The sequence below is a fragment of the Mycoplasmopsis maculosa genome, assembly GCF_900660665.1.
In the GTDB taxonomy this organism is placed as follows: domain Bacteria; phylum Bacillota_I; class Bacilli_A; order Mycoplasmatales; family Metamycoplasmataceae; genus Mycoplasmopsis; species Mycoplasmopsis maculosa.
Genome location: NZ_LR215037.1, coordinates 258,705 through 282,040, shown reverse-complemented (window position 1 = coordinate 282,040; position 23,336 = coordinate 258,705). Strand labels below are relative to the sequence as shown.

The window sequence follows — 23,336 nt, the reverse complement described above, 5'->3', positions numbered from 1 at the left end:
GAAATTCTAATATTTATGAAAAAAATATGAAAAAAAATAAAAAAAGTGGAAATAAATCCACCTAATTTATTAATCTTTTTTTAAAGATAGTCCTAATTCAGCTAATTGATCTTCGGTCACATCACTTGGTGCATCCATAAATAAGTCTTGATTTTTTGCATTTTTTGGAAATGCAATTACATCTCTTATTGATTTTTGTTTAGCTAATATCATTATTAATCTATCGATACCAAAAGCCATTCCACAATGAGGGGGAACACCATAATCAAAAACTTTTAAAAATCATCCAAATTTTGATTCTTGCTGTTCTTTTGACAATCCAATTAAATCAAACATTTTTTCTTGAATTTCTTTTTTAAAGATTCTAGCACTACCACCACCTATTTCAAAACCGTTTAATACAAGATCATAAGCTATTGCTCTCATATCTTTTTTATTTATGTTATCTAATTCTTCAAATTTGTGAGCAAATCTTGTAAATGGATGATGTGCTGCACTTCATTTATCAGTTTCTTCATCATATTCAAACATAGGTCAATTAACTATTCATGCGAATTTGTATTCTTCTTTTTCATAATGATAAATATCATTTAATTCTACTCTTATAGCTCCTAATGCTTGTGAAGCTTTTTCGTATTCATTTGCAACAATAAAATATGATCCATTTTTATTTTTATTATTTTTAATTAATTCATTTACGGCTTCAGGAACTTTTTTAGCAAAATTAGTATGAACAATTTCACCATTTTCATATACAAAGTAAAATAATATGTTTGCTTTATTTTTCTTGGCTATTTCTTCTAAATGTTTAAAATCATTTTTAGAAATTAATGTATCTACAAAAAGTAAACGCTTGCTTTTTGCATTTTTTATTATTTCAAAATCTGTATTATTACAAAAGTCATTAATATCTTTTATTTTATAATCAAAACGTAAGTCAGGTTTGTCTGAACCATAATCTCTTATTGCATCATCATAATTAATATGTTGAATAGGTAATTTTAAGTTATAACCTACTTTTTTCATTATTCTTTTAACTAATTTTTCAATTATTTTTTGAAAATCTTTAACATCCAAAAAGCTTGTTTCAATATCTAATTGGGTAAATTCTGGTTGTCTATCTTTTCTACTATCTTCATCTCTAAAACATCTAGCAACTTGATAGTATCTTTCAAATCCAGAACACATCAATAATTGTTTAAATAATTGAGGGCTCTGTGGTAATGCTCAAAATTGACCTTTATTTCTAGTCGGAACTAAAAAATCTCTTGCACCTTCTGGTGTACTTTTAGCAAGCATTGGAGTTTCAATATCAAGAAATTCATTTTCATGCATAAAATTTCTTATTTCATGCATAATATTATATTTTAGTTCAATATTTTTTTGCATAATAGGTCTTCTTAAATCTAAAAACCTATTCTTTAATCTTGTTTCTTCTTTAACTTCAATATCATCTCTTATTGAAAAAGGTAATTCAGCATGTGCTTCAGATAATATCTTAAAAGATTTTACTAAAACTTCTATTTTACCAGTAGGAATGGTTAAATTTGGAGTCATACGTTTTTTAACTACACCAGATATTTCAATTACTGATTCTTTTGATACGTTTATGTCTTTTTTAAAAACACATTGTGTTATACCATATCTATCTCTTAAGTCTATAAAAGTTAATTCACCAAATCTTCTTTTATTTGCAACTCAACCATGTAATATAACTTTTTTGTTTAAGTCCTTTAAACTAAGTTCATTATTTTTAATTTTCTTACTATTCATGTTATTCCCTTTCCTGTTCAATATCTATTTGTTCTAAAGCTTCCAATTCATAAAAACTTAAAAATTCTAATAAATTAACAAAACCTTCTTCATCATAAGAAAAAATACATTTATCGTTTTCTGATAATTCTTTAGCTATAAAATTATTTTTATTATTTATTTCATCGTCAAATATCACAAACTTTGCATTCATTTTTTTTGCTCTTTCAAATATTTTTTTACTTTTTGTTTTTTCAAAAATAAAATCTATTTTTATGCCATATTTTCTTAATTCATTTGAAATAGAAAATAAAATATTTTGATTATATTCATTAATAGAACCAATTACAATATCCACTTTTTCAACATCATCATTTTCAAAATCAATATTTTCATCCAAAATAATTTCAGCTATTCTATCAACGCCAAATCCTCACCCAGCTGCTTTTAATTTAGGTCCTTCTAACTCAGAAATAAGAGAATTATATCTTCCACCACCTATTAAAGTAGATTGACTTCCAGAATTTTTGCTATTTGAAACAAATTCGTAAACTATTTCATCATAATAGTCTAATCCTCTTACTAAGGAATAATCAATTTGATATTTTATATTAGAACTATCTAATATTTTTGTTAGTTTTTCAAAGTAATTTTTACTATACTCACTTAAATACTTGTTTATTTTAGGAGCATTTTTAACAAAATCTTTTTTAGATTCTATTTTATCATCAAGAATTCTTAGTACATTATTGTTTAGTCTTTCTTTTGAAATATCTTCTAATTGATCAATATATTTTGAAAAGTATTCTTTTAAAACTTGTTGGTATTTATTTCTTGATTCTTCATCACCTATTGAATTAATTTTTAGTGTTGTGCTAACTCCTAGCATTTTTAATATTTGATCAGCCATAATTATTAATTCAGCATCAATATAAGGATTATTTTCAGAGCTAATAGATTCTACGCCAGCTTGATAAAATTGTCTCTGTCTACCTTTTTGTGGTTGTTCATATCTAAACATTTGACCAAAATAAGAAAATTTTGTTGTTTTTAATGTTGCATATCATTTATTTTCAATTAATGCTCTAACAAATCCTGCTGTCCCTTCAGGTCTTAAAGCTATTTCTCTATCACTTTTATCTATAAATTCATACATTTCTTTTTTTACTATATCACTTCCTGCAACACTTCTTTTATATAAGTTAGCATATTCTAAAATAGGTGTTTCAATTGAATTAAAATTAAAACTTTTTGATGTGAAAAGAAAAGTTTTTCTTATATATTCAAAAATTTGATATTCTTTCGGATTTAAATCTCTTGTGCCTTTTATTCTATTAAACATATTTACTCCTCTTATAATTAATAATTTAATTATAAATTATTTTGTCTTTTTTTATATATCAATATTAATTATAAAAAGTGTTTTTCTATGTTTACTTAGTCTATTATTTATATATAACAAAAAAATAATATTGATACTAAATTTTCATTTTATCTTCAATATATGGAAAATATATGGAAAATTTATCATATTTTAAAAATAATAAATAAAAAAACTATAATTTTAATGACACGTTTGTTAAAAAGCAAATTTGTGTCGATAATAATTAAGTTCAAGATTGAGGAATTGAAAATGCGTAAAATTAATGTTTATAGTGAAATAGGACAATTACAAGAAGTTCTAGTTCACACTCCAGGCGATGAGATAAGGCGGGTAGCACCTACACGTCTTGATGAATTATTGTTTTCAGCGATTTTAGAACCTAAAAGCGCTGTTGAAGAACACAAAGCTTTCATCAAAGTCTTAGAAGACAATGGTGTAAAAGTTATTCAGTTAGATGACTTAGTAGTTTCAACTTGAAAAGTTGCAAGTGAAACTGCTAGAAAAGCATTCATCACTAAATGACTTGATGAGTGTGAACCAAAATTAGATACAAAATTGAGAAAAATAGTAGAAGATTACATCACAAATCTTTCAACAAAAGACCTTAAAAAAATGGTTAGAACCATGATGGCTGGTATTGAGAAAAAAGAATTAAATATAGATATAGATAGAGTGTTGGTTGTTGACCCAATGCCAAATTTATACTTTACACGTGATCCTTTTGCTTCAGTAGGTAATGGTATTTCATTACATCACATGAAGTATGTAACACGTCAAAGAGAAACTATATTTGCTGAATTTATTTTTGCAAATAACCCAGACTATATGTCTGTACCAAAATGATTTGATCGTACAGATAAGGGTAGTATTGAAGGTGGTGATGTTTTTATTTACAATTCAAAAACCTTAGTAATAGGTGTAAGTGAAAGAACTGATAAAGAAGCTATTAATGTTATGGCTAGAAAGATAAAAGAGGACAAAGAAGCAAAATTTGAAAAAATTTACGCAATAAATGTTCCACCTATGCCAAACTTAATGCACTTAGACACATGATTAACAATGGTAGATAGAAATAAATTTTTATACTCACCAAATATGTTATCTGTTTTAAAAGTTTGAGAAATAGATCTTAATAAAGATTCTATAGAATGAAATGAAATAGAAGGTTCGTTAGCAGAAATTTTAGAAACAATTATTAAAGAAAAACCTATTTTGATCCCTATTGCAGGAGAAGGTGCTTCTCAATTAGATATCGATATTGAAACACACTTCGATGGAACAAACTATTTAACTATAGCACCAGGTGTGGTAGTTGGATATTCAAGAAATGAAAAAACAGAAGCTGCTTTAAAAGCTGCCGGTGTTAAAGTATTATCATTTAAAGGTAACCAATTATCACTAGGAATGGGTAGTGCTAGATGTATGTCAATGCCATTAATTAGAAAAGATATTGACTAAAATAATTATTTTATAGTATTTTAAAAAAATTAAAAAGGAGAAATATGCCAATTAATCTTAAAGGAAGAAGTTTAGACTCAGCTTTAAACTTAACAACAGAACAAGTAAATTATGTTTTAGATTTATCAATGGATTTAAAAAGAAGTAAATTACAAGGTTTACACACAAATAATCGTCCATTAGTAGGAAAAAATATTGTTATTTTATTCCAAAAAGACTCAACTAGAACACGTTGCGCTTTTGAAGTAGCAGCAGCTGATTTAGGAGCAAGCTGTACATACATAGGACCATCAGGATCAAACTTTGGTAAAAAAGAATCAATCGAAGATACCGCTATGGTTTTAGGAGAAATGTATGATGGTATCGAATTCCGTGGTTTTAAACAATCAGACGTTGATGCATTAGTAAAATATTCTGGTGTTCCAGTATGAAACGGTTTAACAGATGCAGAACATCCAACTCAAATGTTTGCCGATTACATGACAATGAAAGAGTTCAAAGGTGATTTAAAAGGTAAAAAATTAGTATTTGCCGGTGATATTAAAAATAATGTTGCTCGTTCATTATTAATAGGTGCAGCATTCTTTGGAGTTAATATTGTTTTATGTGGTCCAAAAGCACAATGAGAAATTGTTAAAAACGGACCTGATCATAAAGAAGTTTATGAGGCTTGTCAAAAATTATTTGCACGTAACGGTGGCTCAGTTTCATTTTCAGATAATAAAATAGAAGCCGCAAAAGATGCAGATGCTATTTATACAGATGTTTGAGTATCATTAGGAGAAGACTTCTCATTATTTGAACCTCGTATTCAAGAATTAGGAGCATTCCAAGTTGATATGAATATGATTAAAGCAGCTAAGGAAGATGTTATCTTCTTACACTGTTTACCAGCTTTCCATGACGATCACACAGCTTTTTCAGCTGAAATTAAAGAAAAATTTGGTAAAAAATATCCAGTTGTTGCAACAGGAGCTATGGAAGTTACTGATGAAGTATTCCAATCAAAATACAATAAATCAATTCAACAAGCTGGAAACCGTATGCATACAATAAAAGCAGTTATTTTAGCTACATTAGGATATTAATAATTATGAAAAAAATTGTTATAGCTCTTGGTGGAAATGCATTAGGAAATAATCCACAAGAACAAAAAGAACTTGTTAAGGTTCCTGCTCAAAAAATTGCAGCATTAGTCAAAGAAGGACATTCAGTATTAGTAGGTCATGGAAACGGACCACAAGTAGGAATGATATTTAATGCCTTTGCAGATGCAAAAAAAGTTAATGAAAAGACACCATTAATTCCATTTGCTGAAGCTGGAGGTATGTCACAAGGTTATATAGGTTATCATATGCTAACCTCAATAACAAATGAACTTAAGTTAAGTGGAATTAAAAAGGATGTTTCATACTTTTTAACACAAACTATTGTTGATTCAAATGATAAAGCTTTTGCAAATCCAACAAAACCAGTAGGACCTTTTTATAAAACAAAAGAAGAAGCAGAAGTTGCTAATCCTAATTCAACAATTGTAGAAGATGCTGGTAGAGGATTTAGAAAAGTTGTTCCTTCACCATTGCCAATTGATTTTATTGGAATGAATACAATTAAGCAAACTTATGATAATGGAGGTGTTGTAATTGTTGGTGGTGGAGGTGGAATACCTACAATAATTAACGAAGAAGGCTTGTTTGAAGGAGTAGATGGAGTTATTGATAAAGATTTCGCATTAAGCAAACTTGCTTCAAAAGTTAATGCAAACACATTTATTATTTTAACAGCAGTTGATTATGTAAGTATTAACTATAATAAACCAGATCAAAAAGATTTAAAAACAGTTACTATTAGCGAATTAGAAGAATATATTTTACAAAATCAATTTGCACCAGGTAGTATGCTTCCAAAAGTTAAAGCAGCAATTGCTTTTGTAAAAGAAAATCCTGAAAATGTTGCTATTATAGCAAGTTTAGAAAAAGTAGGAGAAGCTATTTTAGGAACAAGTGGTACAAGAATTATTAATAAATAAATCTAAACCACTATAAATAAGTTATTTTAATTAATTTTAAGGAAATTAATCATGAGTGAAACACAAACAAAAGAAAAGAAGATTTCCTTTATTAGTGCAATGTTGATCGTTATAGGTGGATCAATAGGTGCGGGTATCTTCTTTAAATCAGGTAGTGTACTAAGTAGCTCACATGCGTCAATTATTTTAGCAGCCTTTTGTTGAATAATTGCCTCATTTGCAGTTATAGCAATGGCATTAGCCTTGATTGAAATTTCTTCAGTAAGAAATGATAATTTATCATTAATGAGCTGAACAAAAGTTTTTTGTAGCAGACGTATTTATTTATCATCAAAAGACTTTATGACATATATTTATTTACCACTTACATACTTCTTTATGCCTTTATATGTAATTCTTTCTTTACAAGATGGTTTTACTGCTTTATTAGGTAGAGATGCTGTATTTGGTACATCACAAGACTGAATGATTTGGTTAGTTATATCATTAATTATGACAGTTTATTTCTTAACAGTTCCTGCAATTTGATCAAAAGTTGGAGATATTCAAAATAAAGTTGTTTTAGCTGTTAAGTTCTTACCATTAGTATTTGTTGGAATAATTGGTTTTGTTTTAGCAGGTACAAACACAGGTGGTGTTTCTGAAGTTAAAATATTAGTTGAATCAAAAGGTTCAATATCACATGCAATTAAAGTTGGAGATGGTATCGCTTCATTTAGTGGCATTGGTGCTGGATTAGGTGTTTTCTTAGCAGTTACAGCTATTTTCTTTGCATATGATGGTTTTTATGTAGCAGCAGGTATTCAATCAGAAATGAAAGAACCTAAAAAAACTCCAGCAGCTATCTTTTTAGGTCTTGCAATAACAACATTAATTTATTTATTAATAGCTATTTCAATGTCTATTAATGGTGGTTCATTCTTTAGTATGCAAGATTATATGGCAAACTTATTTGGTAGTTCTTTAGCTGCTAGAATAGTATTTGGTATTATGAATCTTTGTATAGCTATTGGTGTTCTAGGAATTATTAATGGTTTTTCAATGTGAGCTCCTCGTTATGTTGAAGATTTATTAGCTCTTGGTGATTTACCATTTTGAAATAGATTCCAAGGTAAATTAAATCCAAATCGTCCTATTATCGGTATAGTATACTCATTAGTAATTACAATACCAGTTGTTATAGTATTTACAGCTATTGGTGCATTAGCCTACTTACCACTTAATGCAGATTATGCATATTATGACTCACCAAACGATTGAAGAGCATTAGTATCAGAATCAGGTGGATCAATGAATAGACTATACACCTTTGCTGATTTAATGTCAAACTGAACTGCATTATTTACATTTGCTTTTATTGCATTTGCTATTTTAGGTGGAATAATTAATAGAAAAACAAATAAAGTTCTTATTAAAGATAAGAAAAAATACTTCTTACCAACAGCATATATTTCTGTAATAATTGTATTTATTTCATTATTAGTAACAGTTCTTGTTCCTATTATCGATTTATTCTTATTAGCAGGATTTGATTCACTTTACACAGCAAGAGATGCAGCTTCTGAAGGCATGAATGCATTCTTAAATAATCAATATGGTTATGAAGGTGCTTCAAAAATTGTTGAGAACATGAATTTAGAAGCTAGTTCAGATGCTGCCTTAGCATTTGCTAATGTAAATGTAGCTTCAAAATTAAATGATCTTATAATTAGTAGAGTTGCATTAGTAATTGTATTAGCATTATACATAGCTTTATCATTTGCTCCTTCTTACATAGAAGATGCAATTCACAAACACAAATTTGGTTCATTAGAAAAATATGAAGAATACAAAACATCAATTTTATCTCAATATAAAGAACAAGTTTTGGCATAATATTAAAGAGGAATTATGAAAAATAAAATTTTAAAATCTATGTTATTAGTTTCTTCCTTTTCAATCCCTACAATTGCAATTTCATGCAATAACCCAGAGGAACCAAAAGCTGAAGATTCACAAGCTAAAAAAGATTATTCTGCTTCATTAGAATTGACTAATTATTATGGCTCAATGTTAAATGAAACTGAAAAAGTAAAATTTGATGAAAAATTAAAAGAAATTGAAGATTCTTTAGAAAATCCTTCTGATACTAAATATTCTGAAGCTAAAACAAAATTAGATGAATATAGAACAAATGAATTGCTTAATAAAAATAGCGTCAAAATAGCTTTATTGGAAAAAATAAGAATTTCAACAAACGTTGAAGTTAAAAACAACAGTCCAGCTTATATTAAGGATCTTAAAGCTATTCACGATGAAATTGAAACAAAATATAATGAACTAAAAAATAACAAAAATGAAGAAGAAGTTTCTTCTGAAAAAGCAAAACTTTATGATTTAGTTAATCCAAAAATGCAAGAAGCTATTAATAAAATGAAATAATTAAAATAAAATACACCTAGTTGTGTATTTTATTTTTTAATTTTAAAACATTAAGTATAATTCACATACAATTTAATTTAATATTAACATGTTAATATTAATAAAATAGAACAGAAAGGAATAAATGCCTAATATAAAAACAAAAGAAAAGAAGATTTCCTTTATTAGTGCAATGTTGATCGTTATAGGTGGATCAATAGGTGCAGGTATCTTCTTTAAATCAGGTAGTGTACTAAGTAGTTCGCATTCGTCAATTATTTTAGCAGCCTTTTGTTGAATAATAGCATCAGTTGCTGTTATTACTATGGGATTGTCTTTAATAGAAATTTCTTCAGTTAGAAATGATAATTTATCATTGATGAGTTGAACAAAAGTATTTAATAACAGAAAAATTTATTTATCATCAAAAAATTTTATGACTTATATATGTTTTCCACTAACATACTTTTTCATGCCTTTATATGCAATTTTAACCTTACAAGACAGTTTTACAGCTTTTTTTGGAAAACCTATAATATTTGGAACTTCACATGATTGATTAATTTGACTTATAATTTCTCTATTTATATCTATTTATTTTTTAACTATTCCAACTATTTGATCTAGAATAGGTGATATTCAAAATAAAGTGTTTTTAAGTTTTAAGTTTATTCCTCTTGTTTTTATAGCTATTATAGGCTTTATTTTAGCAGGCACAAACACAGGTGGTGTTTCTGAAGTTAAAATATTAGTTGAATCAAATGGTTCAATATCACATGCAATTAAAGTTGGAGATGGTATCGCTTCATTTAGCGGCATTGGTGCTGGATTAGGCGTGTTTTTGGCAATAGCAGCTATCTTCTTTGCATATGATGGTTTTTATGCCGCAGCAGGTGTTCAATCAGAAATGAAAGAACCTAAAAAAACTCCAGCAGTTATATTTTTAGGATTAGCTTTTACGACATTAATTTATTTATTAATAGCTATTTCAATGTCTATTAACGGTGGTTCTTTTTCGAAAATGCAAGATTATATCGGAAATTTATTCGGTAATTTAAAAGTAGCAAAAATTATTTTCGGTTTAATGAATCTTTTTATAACTATTGGAGTTTTTGGAATAATTAATAGTTATTCAATGTGAGTTCCAAGATATATTGAAGATTTATTAGCATTAGGGGATTTGCCTTTTTGGGAAAAGTTAAACAAAAAATTAAATCCAAATCGTCCTATTGTTGGCGTTATATATTCATTAATTATTACTATAACTATTGTAACAATATTTACAATTATTGGTTCATTAGCTTATTTACCTTTAAATAAAGACTATTTAGTATTTGATTCAAAAAATGATTGAAGAGCATTATTATCAAAATCAGGTGGGTCAATGTCAAGATTATATTCATTTGCCGATCTTATGTCAAATTGAACATCTTCATTTACATTTGCATATATAGGAGTTGCTATTCTTGGTGGAATAATTAATAGAAAAACAAATAGGATTAAAATAATTGATAAAAAGAAATATTTTTTACCAGCTGCATATATTTCAGTAATAATTGTATTTATCTCATTATTAGTAACAATTGTTATTCCTATTATTGATTTATTTTTATTAATAGGTTTCGACTCGCTTTATACAGCAAGGAATTTAACTTTTCAGAATATGAATGTGTTCTTAAATAATCAATACGGTTATAAAAATTCTTGAACAATTCTTGAGACGATGAATTTAAACGCTTCGTTGGAAGCTTCTATAGCATTTTCAAATATTAATGTAAATTCTTTATTTAATGATTTATTAATATCTAGAATTTCTATTGTAATTGTTCTTATTATATATATTCTTTTATCATTTTTACCTACATATATTGAAGATAAAATTAATAAGAAAAAATTCGGTTCATTAAATAAATATTATGAATATAAAAATAAAATATTAGGTATTAAGGGTTAATAAAAAACTTATAATTAAGCATTTTTGGCAAATTATAAGTTTTTTATTTTTTTAATATTCTCTAAAGAATCAAGGTAAATCATATTCATTAGGTTTTTTTAGATTTGCTCTTAAAATTTGTGCAGCAAAAGAATTAACATTATTTAATGTAAAAGGATTTTCATTATTAAAGTTTATTCCTAAATAATTAAAATCTCTTGTTGCATATTTTGGTCCACCAGAGTAGAAACCATCAAAATTACCGTTTGAACCTGAATTTCATGCGCCTGCAAAAATATCGCCATCCATAAATAAGCCACTACCACTAGCTCCCCCTCCACCGAAGTATTGAGAGTGAAAATGTTGCTGTTGTCATGTTATTCAACCATGATCAAAAGAAGCTTTTCTATTTGCATTTGAAATAAATTTATTAGGCGAAAATCTTCTAAATATTTGAGCTGCATATTTAACATTTGGTCAAGCAATATTAGAAACTTCTCTAATATTAGGCACTGAAATATAAGAATTTTTATAATCTATATCTAAATTTGTACCTTTTCTTTTCATAAGATTTTCAATTTTTCAGACAATATTCATTCAACCTTCACGTTTTGCTCTTAAATAATCTTCTTTAAGATCAATTACATAAATAGTTAAATCTACATTTGCGTTTGTATTTGAACCACTATTATTTGATTGATTTACACCTGATCAAATAATGTTTATATTTTTACCTTATATTTTATTTAATTTTGTATTTTGGTTTGATAAAAGTCTAATAATGTCGTTTGTTTCATATTGTTTAGAAACAGTATTATAAGGTGTAGGTTGAGAAATACTTGTATATGGAGAAAATACATATTTTTTATTTCTTCTTTCTAATAATAAATTATCACCAGAAATTTCTGAAATATTAGATACATTCTCAACGTGTCTATTAGTTATACCGTAAAACTTAAAGTCGTTAGGGTCATCATTAACTTTACCAAATAATGAAGCTGAACCATATGCTCTATCAAGCATAACTAACATAGATCTTATATAAGCTGTTGAAACTATATCTCAATCTCTTTGTTTGTGTTTTCTCATTTGTTCAATATTCATTTTATAACCTTCGTGTAATCTATAATCAACATTTTGATTAGGGTTATAAATCGATTTGTCTTTTAAGAAATCAAGATCATTGCTAAATAAAATAGGTTGTTCAAATTCTGTATATTCAACATCATTGTAATCAAATTTATTAGATTCTACTCCAAAATTTTCTTTTTCTAAATTGTTTGTATAAGAAATATAAACTTTTGCAGCAGCAGGTAATATTATTAAAGCTCTATTTTTATCAAATTTAACATTACTATCAAAAGCTTGAACTTCTGGCTCATCAATAATTATTTTGTTTGTTCTATCATTTGTAAAAATTTTAAAACTAATACCTTTTTCAGTTCATTCATAGGTAACGGTATATTTAAATGAATTTCCTTCAATTAAAGGTGTTGTAAATTCTTTTGATAGTATTCTTTTACTGATAAGTTCATCTAAATTAATTTTTATTGCTATCGAATCATTTTCATTTCTTACTCTACTATTTTTAGAGTTATCATTAAATAAAATATTTCCAAAAATTTTAAACTCTAATTCTTTTTTAGAAGGATTGTTTTCTAATAAAGTTTTCTGTATGTACTTTTTGTCAAATAACCAACTAGCAGTATTAGTGTTTTTATCTAAGCTTCACATTAAATCTTTTCAGTAAGGTTCAATAACTCTTTTTCTTTTAATTTCATTATTTGATTCAAATATAGTATGCAAGTTTTCACTTGTAAATGATAGTGTTTCTGCTGTATTATTATTTTCAGCCTTGAAACCAGATATTTTATATCATGCATCACCTAAAAATTTTCTACCTGCATCTGCATTAAACACTCTTGACTCAAATCTTACGTATGCTTCAGTATTATTTATTCTTTTTATGTCAGTTACATAGAAAGAATCCCTATTCATTCAATAATTCTTATAAACAATTTTATTTTGAGCATTACCTCTTAATTTAATATGTTTTTTAAGTTCATTAATATTTCCTTTATAAAAAGAAATAGTTCTTTTTGCAATTTCAGCAGTATTAATATCTAGATCAGAATATTTAATATTATTAACCATTACATCAGGATATAATGTTTGCTCAAAATCATTAACTAAATTAATAAGTCTATATCTAGTTCCGTTTGAGTATCTAATATTATTATTATCTTTTTTAATGTAACCTATTTTAAAACTTAAACTTCTATCATCTTCTAATATAAAATCATAAAAATATCTATAAAAATTATTTTTTAATGGATTTATGTTAGCTGTATTAACAACAATATCTTTATCATATAAAGCTGTGTTTCCAACTGAATCATATTCATCATTAACTCTGTTATTTCCTTTACTATTTCTACCTTTTACCATTTTTATAAAATATTCAAATTTTAAAAATGCTTTTTGTTCCATAAAGCTTTTTGCATTTAAAGATCTAAATTTTTGATTTGTACCATTTGTTCAACCTCAAAATCTACCAATGGCATGTTTTCATTCAAAATTGCTTTCATTAATGCTATTTGCTAAATCTATAATATCTTGTCCAGGTCTAGTAAATTCTGAATTATCAAAATCTGCAGCTGTAAAGTGTTCGCCTTTTGGTCTAACATCATAAAAGTTTTGTAATTGGAAACCATCAATTCAAAAATTATATTGTTTTCTTTGCTCTAAATTATATCCTGGAGCTTCTTGACCATTTATTCTATATCATAAAGTAAAGAATGCTTTACCATTAAAATCATTAATATTGTAAATATCTTTTATAAAAATTTCATACTTTCCAAATTTAGGTAAATTATAAAGAGTATTTATTTTTTCTTTTGCTTGTGAAGCTAAGAAATTGTTATGAACATCTCAATTATTCAAATCTTTAATAGAGGTATTTTCGAAAAATAACTCTTTCCTTCTATTTTGATTTGTTTCATTTAAAATAGACATAACTTTTTCAAGATTTATTCTATCTATTGTTGTTTGTCTTTGTTCTGTTACTTCTCTAAAGCTTATATTATTAACAGAATTTAAAGTTATATTTTTTACAACTTGGTTATTAAACATTATTGAAACATTAGCAGAAAGTTTCGAATTTGAAATTATTATTTTATTTTTTATTTCATATTTAAAGAAATTTGAAATAGATGATTTTGTTTCTACAAAATTGTCTGTTTGTTGCTTTAAACTTAGATTATTTCACTCATTTAAGGTATTTACTCTTATTGAATCATAATTAATTTTGAAAAGCTCATCAAGATTTGAAAAATTAATTTGGTCAACTAAATTTTTAATTCCCGAATTAAAGGTTTTTTCTTTAAAGAAATGAACTTTTGTTTTTTCATCATCTTTCATTGTGGCTTCAATTTTAAATGAAAGTTTTTCAAAATTATTTCCAATTAATTGAATATCTACTATCTCGAAATCATATATATCAGTATCAAAATTATCAAAAAATAATTTTGCATTTTTTAAGTTGTATGAACCAACACTTTCATATTGATTAAAATTAAATTTGTTTGCATCAGAGTTTGCTTCTAGTCTAAAGATATTACTTGCTTCATTTCTAATTAAATCTTCTATTGAAGTATTTGTATTTGAATTATCTGTATTATTTTTAATAGAATTTAAATTATTTATTATAGTTTCAATTTCATTTTTTGTTTCATTAATATTTGAAAAATTAATTTTTTTCAATTTATTAGAAGAAATAAATTTATTTAATTTTGCAATTTCTTTTTTAAAGTTTAAAAGTCTATTTCCTCTTACGTTATTTATATTAAAGTTGTTATTTATATCATTTTTTAGTTCAATAACAGCATCAATATAATTTATTAATGAAGACAATTCTGCGTCTAATGATTCAATTAATTCAATATTACTTTGAATTCTAACAAATTCATTTATAGAATTTTTTAAATTATCTTCTATTTTTGCATTTCTTATTTTAGATAAAAGTTCATTTTTTCTATTATCTACATTTTGTATTCTATCTTTTTCATTATTAATTTTGTCAATTAAAGAATCTATATTGGATTTATTTTGAGCTTGATCAAGCTCGCTATTAAATTCATTAGTTTTTCTTGAATCTTTTCCATTTAATGAGTCATATTCACTTATTAATCTTTGAGCTAAAGCAAATGAATTAGAAAATTCAATAATACTTGCATTAATAGAATTTAAAATTTGATTATTTTGAGCATTATTTAATAATGCATTTAAACTAACTCTATTTGATTGTTTACCAATTGAATTCAATAATAAAACAGATTCATCAAACTTGGTTTTATAACTTGTTAGTTCATTAGTGATTTGACTTATTTGATCTACTGATGTACTTTCTAAAACTCTTCTATTAAACCCTTGTATTGCAACATTAGGAATATTTTCTCTATTTGTTTTTGTATAAGTTATATTAGCTTCGTATAAAGGTTTTTTATTATTTAAGTCTCTTAAAAATTCTCAATTTGTAGAATTTTTTACTTCATTTAATAATGTATTATAAGCCTTATACTTAACATTATCAAGTGTAATATTATTTACATTATTGCTATAAATTGTTAATAAACCATTTGATGCTTTTAATAGTTCTAATTCTCTATAGAAATTGTTAATTTCATCATTAATACTGTTAATATTTGTTAAACTAGAAGCATTTATTAATTTATCAACAAATGTTTTAATAACTATAATATAGTCATTTTGGAATTTTTGTTTCAAACTACTTAAAACTTCATTTAACTTATTAACTTTAGTAATAAATGTATCTATTTCAGATTCATTATTTATTCCTCTTAAATTATTATGTAATGAGTTTCTTAAATTTTGAATTGAGTTATTTACATTATTTAAATCGCTTAAATTTGAATTAGTTAAATTAGTTAAATTATTTATTTTATTTGTAACGCTTTCTTTTTTAGCGTCTAAATATAAGTTATTTATTTGCTCAAATTTATTAGGATTTGGTAATAAATCCTCTCCGGTATTTTGAATTGCATTTATTAAATCTCTATAGTGATTTTTTCTATTTTGATCCAAATTAGAAAGACTATTAACTTTTCTAATATTGTTTTGCTTCATTGTTTCTAAAACTTGATAATCTAGATTTTGCAATGTGAAGTTATCATCATCATTAACTCTTTGTTTAGTTGGGTGCGTTTTATCAAGTCTAGCGAGCAATTCACTATTATTTCCAAAAAACCTTTTTATAAGATTTTTGTACATTAAAACTTTATTACTTCAATCTTCAGGTAAAATTCTATTTAAGTACTCAATGTTAGTAGCATTATTTAAAAGTGAAGTAAGCTCAGTTTTAGCTAAAGCAGAATTAGAATTATATGGTAAAGAATTTATAGCAGTTTTTTTAGAAATCAATAATTCCTTAAACTGCTCTATAGAAGTTCTTTTTGTTTGAATATCACTTTCTAAAACAATGTTTTGAATTTCATTTTTTAATGTATTTTTTGAATTATTAGCTTCTCTTGAATTACTATTTGGATAAGGTATAGTATCAACTACTTGTTTAACTTCTTCTTTTAAATTTTGTATTCTTGCTTCATTTTTAATTGTTTCAATTGATTGATTGTTTAATGAAGTATTAATGTTATTTGAATAAGTAGATTTTTGATTTTCATTTAAAAATAATAATGAATCTAAATAATCCAAAGCTTTATTTTTTTCTATTTCAATATCAATTTGATCAAAGTCATTGATATTATCTACACTATTTAATAAGTTATTTATATTATTTTTTCTTTGGACATTTACAATAGAATTAACATTATTTATAGTTGTAGACATTCTATTTTTTATATTTTGATTTTGAGTTCTTAAATTATTAATTTCTGAAATATTATTAGCTTGATCTATTAAATTTTTTAAAAAGTTTCTAGCAGTTAAAGAATTTTCTGAACTAGGATATGAAATTGTATCAACGTGAGCTTTTGCATTTTCTTTTTGAGCTTTTAAAATAATGTTGTCTAAACTTTGCATTTTTGTTTCAAAATCATCAATAGCTTCTGTTTTTCTTGCATCAGGTATTTCAACAACTTCTCTTTTTAAATTACTTTTAGCATTTGAATCTAAAATATCTAAATTATCAATTAATGTATTAACAACACGTCTTCTTTTGGTTTCGTATAAGTTTCATTTTAGTTCATTTTCATAATTATAATTTAAGTCAACTAACCCTTTTATTCTATCTTTTAGTCCATAATCTCTTGCATCAGAAGGGAAAGGATTAAGTTGAGAGTTTAAAATATTTTTATATAAAGTTATTTTTTCGCTTAATAATGGATTTACTAAATTTAAAATTTCTTCTTTATTTGATAAACTATTTAATCTAGTTTTCAATGTCGAAACAGCTGGTGCACTTGTTCCATCTGGATATGGAAGATTATTTATTTTATTTATTGTTTGATTTATTGCTGTTTCTAATTCATTTATTAATGTTGTTTTTTCTAATAATTCTTCTTCATTTCTAATGTTTGAAACTTGATTTCTTAATGAAGTTTTAGCTGTTGCATTTGCATTTGGGTAAGGTAATCTAGATATTTTATCAAGTAAATTATTTTTTCTACTTTCAAAATATTCTTGTTGAGATTGATTTTTAGCATTTTCAATATTGCTTATTAATAAAATAAATTCTTCATTTGTATTAGCTTTTTTTAATTCTGTAATTAATGATTCTTTTCTAGACTGAGAATTTTCAACATTTAAGTTAATTTCATTTATTTTTTCTAAAGCATTATTTATTTTTTCTGGAATAGTATCAATATGGCTAGATAAAGCAACTAAATCATCATAAGAATTAAAAGAATCTATTAAATTATTAATATCTTGTATTGCTATTATATTATCACTTTGAGAATTCTTTTCAGGATAAGGTAATTTAAAAGCTTTATTTCTAATTTTTTCTTTTTCAATTTCTAATTTAACTGATCTTATTTCATCGTTATGTTTAACAACTGCTAGTAAATTAGCAATTTTATTTTTTGTATTTTCTAATGAAATTACATCAGAACTATTTAAATTATTAATTAAATCTTTTGTAGAAGATAAATTATTTTTAAGTTCGGTCAATGAATTTCTTTTTTCTTCAAATTGATTAATTGTTATTGATTCAATTGATAAATTGATTTCTCTTAAAGTATTATTTATCTTGTTTCTTAATTCTTGGGTTAATGTAACACCATTTACATAATAATCTTGTTCAAGAATAATATTTTTTAAAGTATTAATTTTATTTCTGTTAAATGCATTATTTAAATCATTTCTTATGCTTAAATAAGAATCTAAATCATTTATGTTTCTTATAAATAATTCTGTATTTTCTTCATCTATGTTTTCAATTAAATTTGAAAAGCTGTTGTATAAAGTTTTAATTATTTGTAAATCATTTTGATTCATCAAATTTTCTTTAATAACGATTTTTAAATAATTTTCAATATTAGAATTTTCAATTTTTTCAATTAAAGAGCTTCTTACATTTTCAAGATTATTAGATTTATTTATTTCATTATTTATATTTTGTATTAATAACTCTATATCATTTTTATTTTGAGTATTATCTAATGTTTGATTAAATTGATTTAATTTATTTTCTTCTTTTAATGTTGATTCATTATATTGATTTATTAATTCTATTGCCCTATTATAAATATTGCTAAATTCAAATATTTTTTGTTTTAAATTATCTAATGATTCTAAATTAGAAGCATTATTTAATAATGCATTTAAACTAACTCTATTTGATTGTTTACCAATTGAATTCAATAATAAAACAGATTCATCAAACTTGGTTTTATAACTTGTTAGTTCATTAGTGATTTGACTTATTTGATCTACTGATGTACTTTCTAAAACTCTTCTATTAAACCCTTGTATTGCAACATTAGGAATATTTTCTCTATTTGTTTTTGTATAAGTTATATTAGCTTCGTATAAAGGTTTTTTATTATTTAAGTCTCTTAAAAATTCTCAATTTGTAGAATTTTTTACTTCATTTAATAATGTATTATAAGCCTTATACTTAACATTATCAAGTGTAATATTATTTACATTATTGCTATAAATTGTTAATAAACCATTTGATGCTTTTAATAGTTCTAATTCTCTATAGAAATTGTTAATTTCATCATTAATACTATTAATATTTATTAAACTAGAAGCATTTATTAATTTATCAACAAATGTTTTAATAACTATAATATAGTCATTTTGGAATTTTTGTTTCAAACTACTTAAAACTTCATTTAACTTATTAACTTTAGTAATAAATGTATCTATTTCAGATTCATTATTTATTCCTCTTAAATTATTATGTAATGAGTTTCTTAAATTTTGAATTGAGTTATTTACATTATTTAAATCGCTTAAATTTGAATTAGTTAAATTAGTTAAATTATTTATTTTATTTGTAACGCTTTCTTTTTTAGAGTCTAAATATAAGTTATTTATTTGCTCAAATTTATTAGGATTTGGTAATAAATCCTCTCCGGTATTTTGAATTGCATTTATTAAATCTCTATAGTGATTTTTTCTATTTTGATCCAAATTAGAAAGACTATTAACTTTTCTAATATTGTTTTGCTTCATTGTTTCTAAAACTTGATAATCTAGATTTTGCAATGTGAAGTTATCATCATCATTAACTCTTTGTTTAGTTGGGTGCGTTTTATCAAGTCTAGCGAGCAATTCACTATTATTTCCAAAAAACCTTTTTATAAGATTTTTGTACATTAAAACTTTATTACTTCAATCTTCAGGTAAAATTCTATTTAAGTACTCAATGTTAGTAGCATTATTTAAAAGTGAAGTAAGCTCAGTTTTAGCTAAAGCAGAATTAGAATTATATGGTAAAGAATTTATAGCAGTTTTTTTAGAAATCAATAATTCCTTAAACTGCTCTATAGAAGTTCTTTTTGTTTGAATATCACTTTCTAAAACAATGTTTTGAATTTCATTTTTTAATGTATTTTTTGAATTATTAGCTTCTCTTGAATTACTATTTGGATAAGGTATAGTATCAACTACTTGTTTAACTTCTTCTTTTAAATTTTGTATTCTTGCTTCATTTTTAATTGTTTCAATTGATTGATTGTTTAATGAAGTATTAATGTTATTTGAATAAGTAGATTTTTGATTTTCATTTAAAAATAATAATGAATCTAAATAATCCAAAGCTTTATTTTTTTCTATTTCAATATCAATTTGATCAAAGTCATTGATATTATCTACACTATTTAATAAGTTATTTATATTATTTTTTCTTTGGACATTTACAATAGAATTAACATTATTTATAGTTGTAGACATTCTATTTTTTATATTTTGATTTTGAGTTCTTAAATTATTAATTTCTGAAATATTATTAGCTTGATCTATTAAATTTTTTAAAAAGTTTCTAGCAGTTAAAGAATTTTCTGAACTAGGATATGAAATTGTATCAACGTGAGCTTTTGCATTTTCTTTTTGAGCTTTTAAAATAATGTTGTCTAAACTTTGCATTTTTGTTTCAAAATCATCAATAGCTTCTGTTTTTCTTGCATCAGGTATTTCAACAACTTCTCTTTTTAAATTACTTTTAGCATTTGAATCTAAAATATCTAAATTATCAATTAATGTATTAACAACACGTCTTCTTTTGGTTTCGTATAAGTTTCATTTTAGTTCATTTTCATAATTAGAATTTAAGTCAATTAGCCCTTTTATTCTATCTTTTAGTCCATAATCTCTTGCATCAGAAGGGAAAGGATTAAGTTGAGAGTTTAAAATATTTTTATATAAAGTTATTTTTTCGCTTAATAATGGATTTACTAAATTTAAAATTTCTTCTTTATTTGATAAACTATTTAATCTATTTTTCAATGTTGAAACAGCTGGTGCACTTGTTCCATCTGGATATGGAAGATTATTTATTTTATTTATTGTTTGATTTATTGCTGTTTCAATTTCTTTTATCTGGTTTAATTTGTCATTTAGTTCATTTTCAATTGTTAAAATATTTGTTTCAACAATTAAAATATTTTTTCCAGAAGCATTATTATTAGGATATGGAAGAGAATTAATTTTTGAAATAATATTTTCTTTAATTGCATTTAATAATATTTCTTTTCTTTGTTCAAAGTTTTTATTCTTCAATTGATTTATAAAATTTTCTTTTTGTTCTTCACTTAAAAATTCTAATGCATTTATTCTTGTCGCAAAATTATTGTTTTCATCCTGTTCTAAAGCATCAATTAATTTGATTATTTTATTAAATTCATCTTCTGTATTTGCTGAATTTAATTTTTCATTAATTATATTTTTGTTATCTTGTGAAAAGCCGCTTATTCTATTTATTATTTGATCTATTTTTATAATTATTGAATCTACAACATTATTTAATTCGTCAATAGAAAGTTCACTATTATCTATTAAAGATAAAATTTCATTTATCGCTTCTGCTTCAATTCCACCTGGATATGGTAAAGATTTTATTTTTTCTATAAGTTTATTTTTTCTATATTTATTATATTCTTCAACACTTTGTGTTTTTGCTAGTCTTATGTTTTCAAAAAGATCATTAAATTCTTCTTCTGTATTTGCTTTATTTAATTCTGATTTTAAATATTCTTTTCTACTCTCTAAATCTTGAATTTCATTATTTTCTGAAATACTTTCTATTTCATCTATAGCTAAATTAATTTTTTGAGGTATTTCATTTATTGTGTTATTAACAACATTTAATTCGCTTAATTCTCTAATATTATTGATAATAGTTAGTATATCTTGAATAGCAATAATATTGCTATTTTCGTTATTTTTTCCAGGATAAGGAAGTTTATATGCTTTATTTATTAACTTATCTTTTTCAATTTCTAGTTTTACTAATTCTGCACTTTTTAAGCTTTGAACTAAAGCAAGCATATTAATTAGTTTTGTTTTTGATTCTTCTAATGAATAAACATCATTATTTGCTAATGAATTTATAATGTTTTTAATATCAGATAATTCTTCTTTTAAATTAATTAAATTATTTTTTTGATCATTATATTCTTGAATATTAATGTTATCAATTCTTGAATAAATATTATTGATGCTACTGTTGATTTTTTCTATTAATAAAGAATTTTGGCGGTTTTCATTAGAAATAATATAATCTTCTATAGTAATCAATTTTTTTAAACCATCAATTTTATTTCTATTTTCCGCTTCATTTATAATATTAGAAATTTCATTATAATTTTTAGAATTATTAATTTGGTTTTCAAAACCACTTTTTTTATTAGAATTTAAATTATCTAAATTATTTATATAATTAATAGCTTTGTCCTTTTCATTTTTTAAAGCTAGTATTATCTTATTTTCTAAAGCTTCGAAGTCTTCATATGAAATAGAATTTCTTAGCAACTCATAAAAATTAATTTTTTCACTATTATCATTTATAAAATTTATTCTATTTTGTGGAGATATTGTTTTAATTTTTTCAATAAAATTTAAAATATTTTCTCGTAAGTTTTCAATTTTACTTTCAATTTCTATAACTTTAGTTAAATCATTATGATAAATTTTTTTTATTCTATCTATTGCAGGCGCATCATTTATATCGCTTATAATTTCACCATTTTTATCAGGGTATGGCAAAAGATTAACAATTGTATCTAAATTGTTTTTTCTTATTTCCAGATTTTTCTTTTCTTTTTCTTTTTTTATAGCATCAGAAAGTTTTGAAAATTCTTCATCTGTGTCAGCTGAATCAAATAATTCATTTATAACATAATCTTCATAACCTAATGATTCTAGTTCGTTATTAGCTTTTTCAACTTTTTCTTTTAATTCTAATACGTATTTTTTAATAATTTTTATTTTTTCTAAAGCTATCAGGTCATTTGAATCAATAGAATTAATTTTTTCTATAATTTCTTTTACAACTGCTGAATCTTTTCCACTAGGATATTTTAAATTAAGAATAATATTTTTTAGTTCTTCTTTATTTTTTAAAAATTGCTCTTTATTTTTTTCTGTTTCTTTTTCGTTAATTTCATTTGTTGAACAAGAAACAACAAAGGCCACAACTCCTAATATTGATAATGCTAAAGTTTTTTTCATAAATACCTCCATATAAAATTACTTTTAAATTATAAATAATTTAAAAAACTAATTATAAATATATTTAATCAATTTATTTTGAGGGATAGAAATTTATGTAGGTAACTACATTTTTTTCTTATTATAGCATAAATTTTGCTGATTTTTTATATAAAATTTATGATTCTTTTACTATGTAGGCATATAAACTTACTATTTATTTTAATTTTCATTACATTTTTGTT

The 23,336-nt window shown here is 24.3% G+C and carries 10 protein-coding genes; 6 read left to right on the top strand and 4 right to left on the bottom strand.

The genetic code is table 4. From position 1 onward, the window contains the following. Positions 1–69: 69 nt before the first annotated feature. Both aspS and hisS read right to left on the bottom strand, forming a co-directional pair. On the bottom strand, positions 70–1,773 hold the full coding sequence (aspS, locus tag EXC47_RS01140) for an aspartate--tRNA ligase (RefSeq protein WP_129646333.1): 1,704 nt from the start codon (positions 1,771–1,773) through the stop codon (positions 70–72). A gap of 1 nt (position 1,774) precedes the next feature. After that, positions 1,775–3,094, bottom strand: coding sequence for a histidine--tRNA ligase (hisS, locus tag EXC47_RS01135; RefSeq protein WP_129646331.1), 1,320 nt, complete (start codon positions 3,092–3,094; stop codon positions 1,775–1,777). Positions 3,095–3,385: 291 nt separating this feature from the next. Between hisS and EXC47_RS01130 the strand changes: the two genes are divergently transcribed. The 6 genes from EXC47_RS01130 to EXC47_RS01105 all read left to right on the top strand — a co-directional run bounded on the left by EXC47_RS01130 (position 3,386) and on the right by EXC47_RS01105 (position 10,977). Next, on the top strand, positions 3,386–4,594 hold the full coding sequence (locus EXC47_RS01130) for an arginine deiminase family protein (RefSeq protein WP_129646329.1): 1,209 nt from the start codon (positions 3,386–3,388) through the stop codon (positions 4,592–4,594). Positions 4,595–4,638: 44 nt separating this feature from the next. Beyond that, positions 4,639–5,682, top strand: a complete 1,044-nt coding sequence (gene argF, locus EXC47_RS01125) for an ornithine carbamoyltransferase (protein WP_129646327.1) — start codon at positions 4,639–4,641, stop codon at positions 5,680–5,682. Between the two features lie 5 nt (positions 5,683–5,687). Continuing rightward, a complete protein-coding gene (arcC, locus tag EXC47_RS01120; protein WP_129646325.1) occupies positions 5,688–6,623 on the top strand; it encodes a carbamate kinase in 936 nt (311 codons plus the stop codon). 51 nt (positions 6,624–6,674) lie between these two features. After that, positions 6,675–8,498: an APC family permease gene (locus EXC47_RS01115; RefSeq protein WP_129646323.1), complete on the top strand. Its 1,824-nt coding sequence runs from the start codon at positions 6,675–6,677 to the stop codon at positions 8,496–8,498. Between the two features lie 15 nt (positions 8,499–8,513). Beyond that, positions 8,514–9,044: a variable surface lipoprotein gene (locus tag EXC47_RS01110; protein WP_129646321.1), complete on the top strand. Its 531-nt coding sequence runs from the start codon at positions 8,514–8,516 to the stop codon at positions 9,042–9,044. A 124-nt stretch (positions 9,045–9,168) separates the two neighbouring features. Beyond that, entirely contained in the window at positions 9,169–10,977 is a 1,809-nt protein-coding gene (locus tag EXC47_RS01105; RefSeq protein WP_129646319.1) for an APC family permease, read from the top strand. A gap of 51 nt (positions 10,978–11,028) precedes the next feature. Here the strand turns inward: EXC47_RS01105 and EXC47_RS01100 are convergent, their stop codons facing one another. Both EXC47_RS01100 and EXC47_RS01095 read right to left on the bottom strand, forming a co-directional pair. After that, a complete protein-coding gene (locus EXC47_RS01100) occupies positions 11,029–11,553 on the bottom strand; it encodes a hypothetical protein (RefSeq protein WP_129646317.1) in 525 nt (174 codons plus the stop codon). A 138-nt stretch (positions 11,554–11,691) separates the two neighbouring features. Beyond that, the gene (locus EXC47_RS01095; protein WP_165255928.1) at positions 11,692–23,112 is read right to left on the bottom strand and encodes an MGA_1079 family surface serine endopeptidase; all 11,421 of its coding nucleotides are present in this window, start codon (positions 23,110–23,112) and stop codon (positions 11,692–11,694) included. Positions 23,113–23,336: the final 224 nt, after the last annotated feature.